Source organism: Streptomyces sp. NBC_01142 (assembly GCF_026341125.1).
Taxonomy (GTDB): Bacteria; Actinomycetota; Actinomycetes; order Streptomycetales; family Streptomycetaceae; genus Streptomyces.
In genome coordinates, this window is record NZ_JAPEOR010000001.1 from 974,056 (window position 1) to 988,700 (window position 14,645).

The 14,645-nt window shown below is 71.1% G+C and carries 15 protein-coding genes; 8 read left to right on the forward strand and 7 right to left on the reverse strand.

The window, feature by feature from the left end:
* Positions 1-11 precede the first annotated feature (11 nt).
* Both OG883_RS04685 and OG883_RS04690 read left to right on the forward strand, forming a co-directional pair.
* Complete coding sequence (locus OG883_RS04685) at positions 12-875, forward strand: PHP domain-containing protein (protein WP_266535384.1); 864 nt, start codon at positions 12-14, stop codon at positions 873-875.
* A gap of 50 nt (positions 876-925) precedes the next feature.
* The gene (locus OG883_RS04690) at positions 926-1,531 is read left to right on the forward strand and encodes a MarC family protein (protein WP_266535386.1); all 606 of its coding nucleotides are present in this window, start codon (positions 926-928) and stop codon (positions 1,529-1,531) included.
* A gap of 98 nt (positions 1,532-1,629) precedes the next feature.
* Here the strand turns inward: OG883_RS04690 and OG883_RS04695 are convergent, their stop codons facing one another.
* The gene (locus OG883_RS04695) at positions 1,630-1,782 is read right to left on the reverse strand and encodes a hypothetical protein (RefSeq protein ID WP_266535388.1); all 153 of its coding nucleotides are present in this window, start codon (positions 1,780-1,782) and stop codon (positions 1,630-1,632) included.
* 172 nt (positions 1,783-1,954) lie between these two features.
* Here OG883_RS04695 and OG883_RS04700 point away from each other — a divergent pair, with 172 nt between their 5' ends.
* Positions 1,955-2,854, forward strand: coding sequence for an NYN domain-containing protein (locus OG883_RS04700; protein ID WP_266535390.1), 900 nt, complete (start codon positions 1,955-1,957; stop codon positions 2,852-2,854).
* On the opposite strand, the gene OG883_RS04705 is transcribed toward OG883_RS04700, so the two are convergent.
* Both OG883_RS04705 and OG883_RS04710 read right to left on the reverse strand, forming a co-directional pair.
* Positions 2,845-3,735 (reverse strand): alpha/beta fold hydrolase, encoded by an 891-nt coding sequence (locus OG883_RS04705; protein WP_266535392.1) that lies wholly within the window; start codon positions 3,733-3,735, stop codon positions 2,845-2,847. The genes OG883_RS04700 and OG883_RS04705 overlap by 10 nt on opposite strands.
* Before the next feature lie 79 nt (positions 3,736-3,814).
* Entirely contained in the window at positions 3,815-5,866 is a 2,052-nt protein-coding gene (locus tag OG883_RS04710) for a DEAD/DEAH box helicase (protein WP_266535394.1), read from the reverse strand.
* A 525-nt stretch (positions 5,867-6,391) separates the two neighbouring features.
* Here OG883_RS04710 and OG883_RS04715 point away from each other — a divergent pair.
* Positions 6,392-7,117, forward strand: a complete 726-nt coding sequence (locus OG883_RS04715) for a ferritin-like fold-containing protein (protein ID WP_266535395.1) — start codon at positions 6,392-6,394, stop codon at positions 7,115-7,117.
* Positions 7,118-7,217: 100 nt separating this feature from the next.
* Here the strand turns inward: OG883_RS04715 and OG883_RS04720 are convergent, their stop codons facing one another.
* The 4 genes from OG883_RS04720 to OG883_RS04735 all read right to left on the reverse strand — a co-directional run bounded on the left by OG883_RS04720 (position 7,218) and on the right by OG883_RS04735 (position 9,030).
* The gene (locus tag OG883_RS04720; RefSeq protein WP_266535396.1) at positions 7,218-7,487 is read right to left on the reverse strand and encodes a hypothetical protein; all 270 of its coding nucleotides are present in this window, start codon (positions 7,485-7,487) and stop codon (positions 7,218-7,220) included.
* A 154-nt stretch (positions 7,488-7,641) separates the two neighbouring features.
* On the reverse strand, positions 7,642-7,869 hold the full coding sequence (locus OG883_RS04725; protein ID WP_266535398.1) for a DUF3107 domain-containing protein: 228 nt from the start codon (positions 7,867-7,869) through the stop codon (positions 7,642-7,644).
* Positions 7,870-7,998: 129 nt separating this feature from the next.
* Complete coding sequence (locus tag OG883_RS04730; protein WP_266535399.1) at positions 7,999-8,640, reverse strand: TetR/AcrR family transcriptional regulator; 642 nt, start codon at positions 8,638-8,640, stop codon at positions 7,999-8,001.
* 171 nt (positions 8,641-8,811) lie between these two features.
* Entirely contained in the window at positions 8,812-9,030 is a 219-nt protein-coding gene (locus OG883_RS04735; protein WP_266535401.1) for a hypothetical protein, read from the reverse strand.
* Positions 9,031-9,154: 124 nt separating this feature from the next.
* On the opposite strand from OG883_RS04735, the gene OG883_RS04740 reads away from it, so the two are divergent.
* The 4 genes from OG883_RS04740 to OG883_RS04755 all read left to right on the forward strand — a co-directional run bounded on the left by OG883_RS04740 (position 9,155) and on the right by OG883_RS04755 (position 14,634).
* A complete protein-coding gene (locus tag OG883_RS04740; protein ID WP_266535403.1) occupies positions 9,155-10,120 on the forward strand; it encodes an alpha/beta fold hydrolase in 966 nt (321 codons plus the stop codon).
* Between the two features lie 8 nt (positions 10,121-10,128).
* Entirely contained in the window at positions 10,129-11,448 is a 1,320-nt protein-coding gene (locus OG883_RS04745) for a DUF3152 domain-containing protein (RefSeq protein WP_266535405.1), read from the forward strand.
* A gap of 268 nt (positions 11,449-11,716) precedes the next feature.
* Positions 11,717-13,507: a DUF3492 domain-containing protein gene (locus tag OG883_RS04750; RefSeq protein ID WP_266535407.1), complete on the forward strand. Its 1,791-nt coding sequence runs from the start codon at positions 11,717-11,719 to the stop codon at positions 13,505-13,507.
* A complete protein-coding gene (locus tag OG883_RS04755; protein WP_266535408.1) occupies positions 13,504-14,634 on the forward strand; it encodes a hypothetical protein in 1,131 nt (376 codons plus the stop codon). Before OG883_RS04750 ends, OG883_RS04755 begins: the two co-directional genes overlap by 4 nt.
* Positions 14,635-14,645 lie beyond the last annotated feature (11 nt).

The following is a 14,645-nucleotide window of genomic DNA, read 5'->3' on the forward strand; positions in this document are numbered from 1 at the left end:
AGTCACGCGTCGTGCGCATCGATCTGCACACCCACTCCACGGCCTCGGACGGTACGGACACCCCGGCCGAGCTGGTGCGCAACGCCGCCGCTGCCGGACTGGACGTCGTCGCGCTCACCGACCACGACACGACCCGCGGCCACGCCGAGGCGACCGCGGCCCTCCCCGACGGTCTCACCCTCGTGACCGGCGCCGAGCTCTCCTGCCGTATCGACGGGGTGAGCCTGCATCTGCTCGCGTACCTCTTCGACCCGGACGAGCCGGAACTGCTGGCCGAGCGTGAACTCGTACGGGACGACCGGGTCCCGCGCGCCCGGGCGATGGTGGCCAGGCTCCGCGAGCTGGGTGTCCCCCTCGAGTGGGACCGGGTCGCCCGTATCGCCGGAGACGGCTCGGTCGGCCGCCCGCACATCGCCTCCGCGCTCGTCGAGCTCGGCGTCGTCCCCACCGTCTCGGATGCGTTCACGCCCGAGTGGATCGCCGACGGCGGCCGTGCCCACATCACCAAGCACGAGCTCGACCCCTTCACGGCGGTCCGCCTGGTCAAGGCAGCCGGGGGCGTCTCCGTCTTCGCGCACCCGCTCGCCGTCAAGCGGGGCCGCACCGTGCCCGAGGCCGCGATAGCCGAGCTCGCCGCGGCCGGTCTCGACGGCATCGAGGTCGACCACATGGACCACGACGAACCCACGCGCGCCCGGCTGCGTGGCCTCGCCGCCGACGTGGGGCTGCTGGCCACCGGATCGAGCGACTACCACGGCAGCCGCAAGACCTGCCGGCTCGGGGAGTACACCACCGATCCGGAGATCTACGGCGAGATCACGCGCCGCGCCACCGGCGCGTTCCCGGTGCCGGGCGCCGGCGGAAGCCGTCGCTAGTTCTCGCTCCCACCCCTCCGTACGACCCCTCTTCCCGCAAGGCCCTCACTGTGTTCGACGCTGCCGTTTTCGGCTCCCTCTTCCTCACTCTTTTTGTCATCATGGATCCCCCCGGGATCACCCCGATCTTCCTCGCCCTCACCTCCGGGCGGCCCGCCAAGGTGCAGCGCCGGATGGCCTGGCAGGCCGTCGCGGTCGCCTTCGGTGTCATCACCGTCTTCGGCATCCTGGGTCAGCAGATCCTGGACTACCTGCATGTCTCCGTCCCCGCCCTGATGATCGCTGGTGGACTGCTCCTGCTGCTCATCGCGCTCGACCTGCTGACGGGCAAGACCGATGAGCCCCAGCAGACCAAGGACGTCAATGTCGCGCTCGTACCGCTCGGCATGCCGCTTCTGGCGGGTCCCGGCGCGATCGTCTCGGTGATTCTTGCCGTGCAGCACGCGGATGGCGCAGCCCAGCAGATCTCGGTGTGGGCGGCGATTGTCGCGATGCATGTCGTGCTCTGGCTGACCATGCGCTACTCGCTGGTAATCATCCGCCTGATCAAGGACGGCGGTGTGGTGCTGGTGACCAGGCTCGCGGGCATGATGCTCTCCGCGATCGCCGTGCAGCAGATCATCAACGGAGTCACCCAGGTCATCCAGGGGGCCTGAACGCCGGGCGCGGAACGTACTTCGCCCCCGTACGGACGATCCGTACGGGGGCGGAGTGCGTTACATCACAACGTCATGAAGCGATACAAGGTCGAGTGCTACAAGGCCGAGGATTCGGCCGGGCGGATGTAGATGCGCTGGCCGATCGAAGCGGCCTGCTGCACGATCCGGTTGACGGAGGCGGCGTCTACGACGGTGCTGTCCACGGCAGTGCCGTCGACGTCGTCCAGTCGCATGATCTCGAAGCGCATGGCTTCTCCCTTCGTCTGATCCTCCTGCTGGAGAACTGATGGCAACGGTTTTCCGTCTGTGTTCTGTCACTTTCAACGGCATGCATCCTGCAAACATTCCCTACGCTAAGGAAATTTTTCGGATGCCTAACTACTGGCGGGTATCCGCGCGGCCACGGAGAATGAGCGGCGTATGAACGACGCAGAGACGAACGAGATAAGCGCCCGGCTGGAGCGCACCAACGAGCTGCTTCATCGGATGCTCGCCGAGGTCGCCAAGACTCCCTCCACGCATGCCATTTTCGTCGACGCAGGTTACGTCTATGCTGCGGCCGGGTTGCTGGTCGCGGGCACCGAGGACCGGCGTTCCTTCGACCTGGACGCGGAGGGAATGATCGAGGCCTTCATCGACAAGGCCCGCACGATCTTCGCGGACAGCAGGCTGCTGCGGGTGTACTGGTACGACGGTGCCCGGCGCCGTATCCACACCCCTGAGCAGCAGTCGATCGCAGAGCTGCCGGACGTCAAGGTGCGCCTGGGCAATCTCAACGCGAACAACCAGCAGAAGGGCGTCGACTCACTCATCCGTACGGACCTGGAGTCGCTGGCCCGGCACCGCGCCATCAGCGACGCGGCGCTGGTGGGCGGCGACGAGGACCTCGTCTCGGCGGTGGAGGCGGCGCAGGGGTACGGGGCGCGGGTCCATCTGTGGGGCATAGAGGCGGGGGAAGGGCGCAATCAGGCGGAGCCGCTGCTGTGGGAGGTCGACAGCCAGCGGACGTTCGATCTGGACTTCTGCCGGCCGTACATCACACGACGGCCGGTCACGACGTACGAGAACGAAGGCATGCCGCCGCCCTCGCGCGACGAGGTGCGCTTCGTGGGGGCCCAGATAGCCGCGACCTGGCTGGCCGAGCGGGGGCGCGAGGCGATGGTGGAGCTGCTGCCCGGGCATCCGTATCTGCCGGGTCCGGTCGACCAGGATCTGCTGATCGAGGCGGAGAGGGTGCTGCAGCGGTCACTCCGGGGGCATGCGGTGCTGAGGCGCGCGCTGCGGGACGGCTTCTGGCAGCACCTTCAGTCTCAGTACTGAGCGTCCCAGAAGGCGATCAGGGCCTGCGCCGTCTCGTGGGGGCGATCGGTGTTGGGGGAGTGCTCGGCCGCGGCGATGACCGTCCTGCGGGCGTCCAGCCGCTCGGCCATCTCATCGAGGAGGGACACCGGCCAGGTATCGTCCCGCTCACCGGACAGCACATGCTTGGGCAGCGGCCGCACGGCGGCGAGCTCGGCAATCCTGTCGGGCTCGACGGTCAGCTGGCGCCCGGTGGCGATCAGCTGAGCGGGGTTGTGGCGCAGCCAGCGGCGACGGAGGTCCTCGCCATCGGTGCGGCCGTCGGTCCTGCCGTTGTCCGTGCCGGCTCCGGCGCCTTCGATGTCGGCGTCCTCGGGCGGATCGAGCGCCCGCATGGCCTCCCAGACCTGGTCCATCCCCATCACGGCGAGGGCATCGCTCAGTAGCTTGATCTTCTGCTGCTGGGCCGCGGTGACCTGGGCGGGCCCGGAGGACATGAGCGTGAGCGTCGTGAACGGCGCGGGGTCGAGGAGTACGGCGGCGCGGGCGATCTGCCCGCCGAGCGAGTGCCCGACCAGATGCACGGGCCCGCCGACCGCCTCGGCCTGGGCGAGCACGTCCCTGGCCAACTCGTCCTGGGCGTAAGCCTGTTGGTCGTCCGGCCCATCGGTTTCGTACTGCCCGCGCCCATCGACGGTGACGGCGCGGTAGCCGGCCTCGCAGAGCGGCTCGAGGAGCGCGATGAAGTCTTCCTTGCTCCCGGTGAACCCGGGAAGGAGCAGCACGGTTCCTCTGACGGCACCGGCAGGCTGCCCCTCCAGCACGGCAAAGGTGCCGCGGGTGGTGGCGAGGGCGCGGGGGCGGGCGCAGGGGGGCGGGGTGAAGGTGGGCGGCCGACTCATGCGATGAGGTTATCGGGGCGGGGGCCGAAACGCCGATGGCCCGGCCTCCGATACGGGGGCCGGGCCATCGGGGGGTGCGTCAGCTCTCGGGCTGGGCGGCCTTGGCGGTGCGGGTGCGGCGGCGGGGCTTGGTCTCGGTGGCCTCGGCCTCCGTGGCGACTGCCTCGGCCGTCTCGACGGCCTTGGCCGTGCGGGTGCGGCGGCGGGGCTTGGTCTCGGTGGCCTCGGCCTCCGTGGCGACTGCCTCGGCCGTCTCGACGGCCTTCGCCGCTCGCGTACGGCGCCGGGGCTTGGTCTCGGTGGCCTCAGTCGCCTCGGTGTCGGTGGCGACGGCCTTTGCGGCACGTGTGCGGCGGGGCTTGGTCGCGACGACCTCGGTGGCCTCGGCGGCCTCGGTGTCGGTGGCGACGGCCTTTGCGGCACGTGTACGGCGCGGCTTGGTCGCGACGACCTCGGCGGCCTCGGTGACGGCCTCGACAACCTCGACCGTCTCGACCGGCTTCGCCGCTCGGGTACGGCGGCGCGGCTTGGTCGCGACGACCTCGGCAACCTCGGCAACCTCTGCGACGGCCTCGACTGCTTCGACCGTCTCGACCGGCTTCGCCGCTCGGGTACGGCGCCGGGGCTTGGTCTCGGCAACCTCGGCAACCTCTGCGACGGCCTCGACTGCTTCGACGGCCTCGACCGTCTCCACGACCGCCGTCGCCTCGGCCGAAGCCTGAGCGCCCACGCGGGTGCGGCGCCGGCGGCGCGGGGTGCGCGGCTCGGTCCCGGCCTCGGCAAGCTCCGGCGCGGCCGTAGCCGTCGTCGTGACCGCCGGCTCCGTGCCGTCCCCTGCGGATCCGCCGCGGGTGCGGCGGCGCTGGCGCGGCGTGCGTGTGCGGGGCGGAAGCTCCTCACGGGCCGGGGCCGGAGCAGCCGACTTGCGGCCGCGGCCGCCGGTCTCGCCCAGGTCCTCGACCTCTTCGGCACGCAGACCCGCACGGGTCCGCTCGGCACGGGGCAGCACGCCCTTCGTACCGACGGGGATGTTCAGCTGCTCGTACAGGTGCGGCGACGTGGAGTACGTCTCGACCGGGTCGTGGAACTCCAGCTCGAGCGCCTTGTTGATCAGCTGCCAGCGCGGGATGTCGTCCCAGTCCACCAGCGTGATCGCGATGCCCTTGGCGCCCGCGCGGCCGGTGCGGCCGACGCGGTGGAGGAACGTCTTCTCGTCCTCCGGCGACTGGTAATTGATGACGTGCGTGACGCCCTCGACGTCGATGCCGCGGGCGGCGACGTCGGTGCAGACCAGTACGTCGACCTTGCCGTTGCGGAATGCCCGCAGGGCCTGCTCACGCGCGCCCTGGCCCAGGTCGCCGTGGACCGCGCCGGACGCGAAGCCGCGCCGCTCGAGCTGCTCGGCGATGTCCGCCGCGGTGCGCTTCGTACGGCAGAAGATCATCGCGAGTCCGCGGCCCTCGGCCTGCAGGATGCGCGAGACCATCTCCGGCTTGTCCATGGAGTGGGCACGGAAGACGTGCTGCGTGGTGTTGGCGACGGTCGCGCCCTCGCCGTCGGGCGAGGTGGCGCGGATGTGCGTCGGCTGCGTCATGTAACGGCGGGCGAGGCCGATGACGGCACCCGGCATGGTCGCCGAGAAAAGCATGGTCTGGCGCTTGGCCGGAAGCATGTTGATGATCTTCTCGACGTCGGGCAGGAAGCCCAGGTCGAGCATCTCGTCGGCCTCGTCGAGGACGAGCGCGCGCACATGCGACAGGTCGAGCTTGCGCTGGCCGGCCAGGTCGAGCAGACGGCCGGGGGTGCCGACGATCACGTCGACGCCCTTCCGGAGCGCCTCGACCTGGGGCTCGTACGCACGGCCGCCGTAGATCGCGAGAACGCGGACGTTACGGACCTTGCCGGCGGTCAGCAGGTCATTGGTGACCTGCTGGCACAGCTCGCGGGTGGGAACGACCACCAGTGCCTGCGGGGCGTCGGTGAGCTGCTCGGGCGTCGCCCGGCCGGCCTCGACGTCAGCGGGGACGGTGACGCGCTCCAGCAGCGGCAGACCGAAACCGAGCGTCTTGCCGGTGCCGGTTTTGGCCTGGCCGATGACGTCGGTGCCGGAGAGCGCGACGGGGAGCGTCATCTCCTGGATGGGGAACGGGGACAGGATGCCGACGGCTTCGAGGGCCTCGGCGGTCTCGGGAAGGATCCCAAGATCCCGGAAAGTCGTGGGCTGCGTAGTCAGGGTGTTGCCTCTTCTGTGAGACGCGGCGCAAGGCGAACGAAGGGGGTCGTACCGCACCGGGGTACTGGGCCGGCCGTGGATTGGCCGGATGGCGCGGGACCACTGCCGTCGCTCGAGCGCTCATGCCGCTGAGGGGGCCCCTCATCTGCGGTCGTACACAACTTGATGCGCACGATCCGCGTGGAGGGCGGTCGGGTCGGAGCCGATCGGGCCACCGACCGGGCATCCTCATTGGGGTCTGAAGGAGCAAATCCCTCAGTCAAACACTGCGATCGCCCGCCGAGTAACCAAAACGCTCAGCAGGCGCATTACCACTGTACCCCGGAATCGCGCATGTGTGTTGGGTGAATTCGTAGGAACCGCGCTGCAAGCGTGGCTGACCAGGCCCTTCCCACTCGCGATGAGCGAGCTATTGTGCGGTTCATGGAGACGCCTGACAACGCCACTGAACACACCGGAATCGCCGCCCAGGACTGGGCCACGGCGTCCGCCGACCCCCAGTACCGCGCCGCCGTCGTGGATCTGCTGGGCGCGCTCGCGTACGGCGAGCTGGCGGCCTTCGAACGACTCGCCGAGGACGCCAAGCTCGCGCCGACCCTCGGCGACAAGGCGGCGCTGGCGAAGATGGCCTCCGCGGAATTCCACCACTTCGAGCAGCTGCTGGACCGCCTCGCCGCCATCGAGGCCGAGCCTACGGCCGCCATGGAGCCGTTCGCCCAGGCCCTGGACGACTTCCACCGCCAGACCGCGCCGTCCGACTGGCTCGAGGGCCTGGTCAAGGCGTACGTCGGCGACTCGATCGCCAGCGACTTCTACCGCGAGGTCGCGGCTCGCCTGGACAACGACACCCGTGGCCTGGTGCTCGCCGTGCTCGACGACACGGGCCACGGCAACTTCGCGGTCGAGAAGGTCCGCGCCGCGATCGAGGCCGACCCACGCGTCGGCGGGCGGCTCGCGCTGTGGGCGCGCCGACTGATGGGCGAGGCGCTCTCCCAGGCGCAGCGGGTCGTGGCGGACCGTGACGCGCTCTCCACGATGCTCGTCGGCGGTGTCGCGGGCGGCTTCGACCTCGCGGAGGCGGGCCGGATGTTCTCCCGGATCACCGAGGCGCACACCAAGCGCATGGCGGCGCTGGGCCTCGCGGCCTAGCTGTATTGCCCGGTGAGGTTGGGCCCACGGCTTACGGGCTACGGCTTCGGCGGCGGCCGGTCGCGCGCACTCGAGCTCTTGCGCGGCCGGTCGTGCGTGCTCAGAAAGGGAACGCGCGACGCAACCGGCGCGGCGAGGGCCGGATCAGCAGCGAGAGCAGTACGGCTCCGATGGCCACCGCCCCTGCCAGCGTCACCAGTACGTTGCCGGGACCGAGTGCCGCCTGCGTGACATAGGCGCCGAAGAGGGCGCCGACCGGGCCCGTGGTGAAGACCACACGGCGGGCGGGGAGACGGTCGGGCAGGTGACGGGCAGCGGCCCAGGAGAGGGCGAGTCCGAGCAGGACCGAACCGAGCGTTTCCCACATCACTGCTGATCACCTCACGAAACGCCGGTGCGGGCAAATCGGTCGTAGCCCGTACTACCCGGCGTCCACGGAGTACAACCCTCCCCGAACAGGGGAAGGGCCCGGCGGGAATCCCGCCGGGCCCTCTTCCACTCACGCTGCGATCGCAGCCGGCGCCTTACAGTGCGCCGAAGCCCACGCGTCGCGTCGCCGGCTCGCCGATCTCGATGTACGCGATCCGGTCGGCCGGCACAAGGACCTTGCGGCCCTTGTCGTCCGAGAGGCTGAGCAGCTGCGCCTTGCCGGACAGCGCGTCACCAACCGCGCGCTCGACCTCCTCGGCGGACTGCCCGCTCTCCAGAACGATCTCCCGGGGCGCGTGCTGCACGCCGATCTTGACCTCCACGGCTATGTCCCTCCGACGGTCAGTGCGTTGCGCGGCCAGCCGCGCCGTACGCAGCACACATTAGCCCGCGCAGAGGACGGGGCAGACGCCCCGGGCGAACGCCAGGAGCGAACACCCGTGTCTCACCCCTCAGTGCTGGTCGGTGCCGTGCAGCGGGAAGCCCGCGATACCGCGCCATGCCAGCGACGTCAGCAGCTGCACCGCGGTGTCGCGCGGAATGCCGGAACCGCTGGAGAGCCAGTACCTGGCCACGACCTGGGAGACCCCGCCGAGGCCGACGGCCAGCAGCATGGACTCCTCCTTGGACAGGCCCGTGTCCTCGGCGATGACGTCGGAGATCGCCTCCGCGCACTGCAGCGAGACCCGGTCCACGCGCTCGCGCACCGCGGGCTCGTTCGTCAGGTCCGACTCGAAGACCAGCCGGAAGGCGCCGCCCTCGTCCTCGACGTACGCGAAGTAGGCGTCCATCGTCGCGGCGACGCGCAGCTTGTTGTCGGTGGTCGACGCCAGCGCCGTACGCACCGCGTGGAGCAGCGACTCGCAGTGCTGGTCCAGCAGGGCCAGATAGAGCTCGAGCTTGCCGGGGAAGTGCTGGTAGAGCACGGGCTTGCTGACACCGGCACGTTCGGCGATGTCGTCCATGGCGGCCGAGTGGTAGCCCTGGGCCACGAAAACCTCCTGGGCAGCGCCCAGAAGCTGGTTCCTGCGGGCTCGGCGTGGCAGACGTGTGCCCCGCGGGCGCGCTGCCTCTGTCTGCTCGATGGCTGTCACGCCGCCTCCCAAATCTTGAACAAGCACTGAACAAGCGCCGTCGTTCCGCGCGCGCTGTGCGCCGCGCCGCCATCGTACTTTTGGGTAACCCGGCTGTGTGTGGTGCGGACGCAGGATTTCACGGACCGGACAGTCGCGGTAGCTCCCGATTCGTGGGCAAAGAGGGGCAGGTCATCGGTAGTCGTCCTCGTCGAGGGTGACGACGCGGGCCTGTTCCGCGGCGTCGGCCTCGTTCGCGGTGTCCGTGTCGATGCCGGTCAGCGGGTCGTCGCCCTCCGGCCTTATGTCGGTGTGCTGCTCGGCTGCGTCGGCCTCGGGGACCTCTTCGTCGCGCGTGGCCACCAGCTCGTCATCTTCGAAGATTTCCGGATCGGTAGGGTCGCCAGGCATGAGGCACCGCTTTCCATGGAGAGCGCCTTTCCTATGAGCGTAGGAGCTCCTGATACCCGGCGCTACGCGATGTGTGACGCCGAACACACGAACCACCGCGTGATCGTCTCGTAACATTGCCCGCATGTCTTCGACCGAGCTGCCGGGAGTAAGCGCCGTCACCGCCGCGGCGGCCCCCAAGGTCGCGGCCGTCCGGGTCGCCGAGGGGGAGGAGCTGCGCTCTGCCGCGCTGCCCGGGCTGACGCTCACGGTCCGGTCCCGGCCTTCGGGGCGCACCGGGCTGCCGCCCGCTCTCTATGTCCACGGGCTCGGTGGCTCCTCGCAGAACTGGTCGGCGCTGATGCCGTTGCTCGAGGACGTCCTGGACGGCGAGGCCATCGACCTGCCCGGCTTCGGGGACTCCCCGCCGCCGGACGACGGCAATTACTCGGTCACCGGCCACGCCAGGGCGGTGATCCACTACCTGGACGCAGGCGGGCGCGGCCCGGTGCATCTGATCGGAAACTCCCTGGGCGGAGCGGTCACCACCCGCGTCGCGGCCGCGCGGCCCGACCTGGTGCGCACGCTCACACTCGTCTCGCCCGCCCTGCCCGAGCTCCGGGTGCAGCGCAGCGCCGTGCCCACCGCGCTGCTCGCGGTGCCCGGCATCGCCTCCCTCTTCACGAGATTCACCAAGGAGTGGTCGGCCGAGCAGCGCACCAGAGGGGTGCTGGCCCTCTGTTACGGAGACCCGGCGCGGGTCTCCGAGGAGGGGCTGCGCAACGCCGTGGAAGAGATGGAGCGGCGCATGCAGCTCCCGTACTTCTGGGACGCGATGACCCGCTCGGCGCGCGGCATCGTCGACGCGTACACCCTGGGCGGACAGCACGGACTGTGGCGGCAGGCGGAGCGGGTGCTCGCGCCGACACTGCTGGTCTATGGGGGACGGGACCAGCTCATCTCGTACCGTATGGCACGCAAGGCGGCAGCGGCGTTCCGGGATTCCCGGCTGCTGACGCTCCCGGACGCCGGGCACGTTGCCATGATGGAGTACCCCGAAGCGGTCGCCCAGGCCTTCCGGGAACTGCTTGACGACTGCGGTAGGAGCTGATCCGGGGCGTGGGACGACACAGCCGCAAGGGCCCCGCACCCGAGGGCGCAGATTCAGGCAGCCGACTCGGAATACCGGCCGGTCCGCGGGAGGCCGCGGGGCGGGACGGGGGCAGCGGGCGGCGCAGGCGTGATGCCGACCTGTCGGCACCGGAGCAGCATGCCCCCACGGGGTACGGATTTCCGCAGGCCAGGGGCGGGCATCCCGAGCAGCACGAGGCGGGCGGCGGATGGGGTGCCCCGCAGCCCCCGCCGGGACGCGGGAACGGGCAGGGTGCGCCACGTACGCAGACGGCCGTACAGCCGCCGCGCACGGTGGCGGGCGGGGCCAGGATTCCCGGCCCGCGACGGGAGTTCGTCGAGGCGTTCGAGCAGTCGGCGCACCGCAGCGCGCCGCCGCGGCAGCCGGATCCGTACGCCTCCGTCGCCGACTGGGACGACACGCCGCCCGACCGGGCCCCCGGGGCCGAGGCGGAACACGAGCCCGACGCGCGCGAGGAGCAACCGGCCAAGACCGGCAGGGGACGTGCCCTCGCCGGGATCGCGGCAGCCGCGGTGACCACTGTGCTCGCCGTGGTGGTGGCCGGCCAGGTCGCCGCCGACGGTCCGGTCGGGACGGGTGCACAGGCCGCGGATGAGGACAGGGGGGCCGCCAGCGGTCCGGCGTCCCGTTCGAAGGACCGGGCGACGCCACCGCAGCAGGACGCGGACAAGGCCGTCGGCCCGCCCACGTACGAGCAGTTGATGGCCACGCAGTTCCCCATCGACCCCAAGCTGAAGGGGTCGGGCGACTTCGAGGCCGTCCCCGGCTTCGACAAGGCGCCGGGCAAGGGCCGGATGATCCGCTACCGCGTCGATGTCGAGAAGGGTCTCGGCCTGGACGGCGCACTCTTCGCCAAAGCCGTCCAGCGGACCCTGAACGACGACCGGAGCTGGGCGCACGGCGGGGCGATGACCTTCGAGCGGATTTCGTCCGGCGATCCGGAGTTCGTCATCACCCTGGCCAGCCCCGGGACCACGGGGATCTGGTGCGCCAAATCGAGCCTCGATACGACCGTGGACAATGTCAGTTGCGATTCCGCTTCCACCGAGCGCGTGATGATCAATGCGTTCCGGTGGGCGCAGGGCGCGCAGACATACGGCGACAAGGCGATGTTCCCCTACCGGGAGATGCTCATCAATCACGAGGTCGGGCACCGCCTCGGGCACGACCATGTGAGCTGCCGTACGCCCGGCGCGCTCGCGCCGGTGATGCAGCAGCAGACCAAGTCCCTGAACATCGACGGGATCAAGTGCCGGCCCAACGCCTGGGTGTATCCCGGCAGTTGACGTTCGCCCCCTGCGCCCGTGCCCGGGTTCGCCGCGGCCCGGCACTCGGCTCGCAAAGGGACTGGCCGCAGCCTGACTCTCCGTAGCAGGAAACCTCCGTAGCGCGACTGAACGCTACCCGGGAGGGAAAGTTACGTGCATTCACCCCTTCTGGTGGCGCGATGGACAACCGTCCGTCGCGCGACCGGCGTACCGGCTTAACGTCGTCCCCCTGTGAGTCGCCGGACCAACGGCGGCCGCCCACAAGGGAGATCGGGGGTGCGCGCCCGTGCGGATCGGACTGCTTACGGACGGTGGATATCCCTATGCGACGGGTGAGTCCAGGCTCTGGTGCGACCGGCTTGTGCGCGGCCTCGCGCAGCACGAGTTCGACATCTACGCGCTCAGTCGCAGCGTGCAGCAGGAGGACCACGGCTGGATCCAGCTCCCGCCGCAGGTCCAGCGGGTGCGCACTGCGCCGCTGTGGGCGCCCGAGGACGACGGACACACCTACGGGCGCCGCGAAAGACGGCGCTTCGTCGGCCACTTCAAGGAGCTCGCCACAGCCGTCTGCGGAGAGGGCGAAGGCTTCGCCGACGGACTGTACGGACTCGCCGGACTGGCCCGTGAGTGCGGCGGGCTCTACGCCGCCCTCCGCTCCGAACTCGCCGTGCGCGTCATGGAGTCCGCCTGCCGCGCGCCCGGCGCGCGCCGGGCCGTGCACGCCGCCACCGTTCCCGACTACCTCGCCTTCGCCGACCAGCTGGAGCGCGCCCTGCGTCCGCTCTCGCTCGACTGGTACGGCGAGGACGGCCTCGGCGCGGTCGACATCTGCCACGCCGCGTCCGGCGGATCCGCCGCCCTGCCCGGCCTGCTGGCCAAACGCTTCTTCGGGGTCCCGCTGCTGGTCACGGAGTACGGCGTACAGCTGCGCGCGCACTATCTGGCCGTCAGCGGCGGCGAGCTGAGCGCTCCCGTACGGGCCATGCTCGCCGCCTTCCAGGGCAGGCTGACCGCCGAGGTGTACGAACAGGCCTCCGTCATCACCCCCGGCAACACCCACGCACGCCGCTGGCAGGAGAAGTGCGGCGCCGACCGCGCCAAACTGCGCACCGTCTACCCAGGCATGGAGGCGGACCGTTTCGCGACGGTGGGGGAAGCCGTGGGGGAGGGCGAGGACAGCGGCGACCCGCACACTCTCGTCTGGGTCGGCCGGATCGAGCCGGCCAAGGATCTCATCGCGCTGCTCCACGCGTTCGCCGAGGTGCGCAAGGGGGAGCCGCGGGCGCGGCTGCGGCTGTTCTGCGCGCCGGCGCAGGCGCCGGAGTCGGCCACCTATCTCGCCCACTGCAAGGCGCTGGCCGCCCAGCTCTTCCCCGACGAGGCCGCCGACGCGCACGCCGTCGGCGACAACCCCGTCTCCTTCGAGGAGATCGGCGGACCCGAGGCCCCCGAGCTTCCCGATGCCTACGCCGGCGGCTCCGTGGTCGTCCTGTCCAGCGTCGTCGAGGGCTTCCCGATCAGCCTGGTCGAGGCGATGTTCTGCGGCCGCGCGACGGTCTCCACGGATGTCGGCGCGGTCGTCGAAGTCATCGGCGGTACGGGCCTGGTGGTGCCCCCGCGCAATCCACGGGCGCTCGCGGACGCCTGCCTCGCGCTGCTGCGCGACCGGGAGCGCCGTGAACGCCTCGGCGCCGCCGCGCGCGCCCGCGCGCTCGAACTCTTCAGCATCGAACAGAACCTGGCGGCATTTCGCGGCATTTACCTGGAGCTGATCTCGCACTCCCCGGTGCAGCGCGAGGCGGAGGCCATCGACGCCGCCGGTGATCCGCTGCCCTTCGCCCACCCCGCCGAGTCGCATGTGCCCGGCCACTGGACGGGCAGCGGCACCGCGGCGGCCGGCCGCACCCCGCGCTGGGCGGTCGGGCCGGCCGGGCCGAGGGATCTGGTGGGCATGGTCGCGACCGGCGCGATGCCCAGGCTCGTCCCGGACGTCAAGTCGAACGTCCTGTCGAACGTCAAGCCGACTGTCCTGCCGAACGCGATGCCGAACACGACGCCGAAGGAGGCGCGCTCATGAGTACGTCCCGTGTCACCGAGAGCGCGGCCGCCGAAGGCCCGCCCAGGCCCCAGAGCTCGCGCCGCGGCCCCGCCGACCCCGTCAGAGCACTGATGCACCGCCACCGTGAACTGTGCGAGCGGGCCGTCGACCCCCTGGAGATCGCCGCCGGTCTGGAGGCGCACGGTGTCACCGACCGAACCGCCGCCCGCTTCCGTCACCGGGACGTCTTCTCTCTCGCCGAGGAGCTGTACGCACGGGTGCCGCGCGGCACCGAGCCGGACCCGGCCCCCGCAGCCATGGCGGCGCGCGTCGCCGAGGCGCGCGCCGGGGGCGCCGGTGGAGCGGGACACGCCCTCCTCACGCTGCTGCCGGGCGCTGTGTGCGCCCTCGCCGTGGTGGGCCTGGAAGCCGCCGAAGGTACAGCAAGCGCCGCGGCCGGGGCGGCGGGTGCGCTCGGTGCCGCCGTAGCGCTGACGTTCTGCCTGCGGCGCGGACCGCTGCACGCCGAGGGGCGCACACTCCCCGTCGTGCGCCTGTGGACACTCTGGCTGCTGGCGTACGCGGCGCTCGGCGACGGGCTGCTGACCCGGATCACCGGCGGCGGCCCCGAAGGCCCCTGGGTCCTGACACCCGCCCCGCTCGTGGGGCTCGCGCTCGCGCTCGCCCCTGCCGCGGGGTGCGCGCACCTCTTCTCCGTACAGGCGCGGCGCAGGCTCGACGGCAGCCGCGGACTCGAGGAGTTCGCAGCCTGGGCGCGTCCCCTGCTGTTCGGGGCCGTCACGCTGTACGTCTGCGTACTCACCGCACTCCTGGCGCTCACCGGCCTGGCCTTCCCGCACGAGACCCTCGCCCCCGCCGTCGCCCTCGGCTCCCTGCTCTTCCTCGCCCGTCTGCTCATCGTCCATGGCTTTCCCGAATCGGCGTCCGCCGGACTCGCCGCCGCCTGCGCCCTCGAAGCCGCCGCCCCCGTCCTCCTGCTGGCCGGACGGCTCCCCGGCTGCGACGTCCTGGCGAGCCCCGTCGAGGCGGCCGTCAGGGCCTGGGGCGCCGGAGCCGTGCCGGCTCTCGCCTGCGGAGCCGCAGCCCTGGGCCTGTTGGCCCACGCCACCGCGGCCCTGTCCCGGGCCTCGGCGCACACCGTCTGAACCACACGCGG

Excerpts from the sequence above, each read along its gene's own strand:
- OG883_RS04715 (WP_266535395.1), top strand. The coding sequence starts at position 6,392 with ATGGAGACGCCTGACAACGCCACTGAACACACCGGAATCGCCGCCCAG.
- OG883_RS04695 (WP_266535388.1), bottom strand. The coding sequence starts at position 1,782 with ATGCGCTTCGAGATCATGCGACTGGACGACGTCGACGGCACTGCCGTG.
- OG883_RS04710 (WP_266535394.1), bottom strand. The coding sequence starts at position 5,866 with ATGACGCTCCCCGTCGCGCTCTCCGGCACCGACGTCATCGGCCAGGCC.
- OG883_RS04700 (WP_266535390.1), top strand. The coding sequence starts at position 1,955 with ATGAACGACGCAGAGACGAACGAGATAAGCGCCCGGCTGGAGCGCACC.
- OG883_RS04735 (WP_266535401.1), bottom strand. The coding sequence starts at position 9,030 with ATGCCTGGCGACCCTACCGATCCGGAAATCTTCGAAGATGACGAGCTG.
- OG883_RS04740 (WP_266535403.1), top strand. The coding sequence starts at position 9,155 with ATGTCTTCGACCGAGCTGCCGGGAGTAAGCGCCGTCACCGCCGCGGCG.
- OG883_RS04755 (WP_266535408.1), top strand. The coding sequence starts at position 13,504 with ATGAGTACGTCCCGTGTCACCGAGAGCGCGGCCGCCGAAGGCCCGCCC.
- OG883_RS04705 (WP_266535392.1), bottom strand. The coding sequence starts at position 3,735 with ATGAGTCGGCCGCCCACCTTCACCCCGCCCCCCTGCGCCCGCCCCCGC.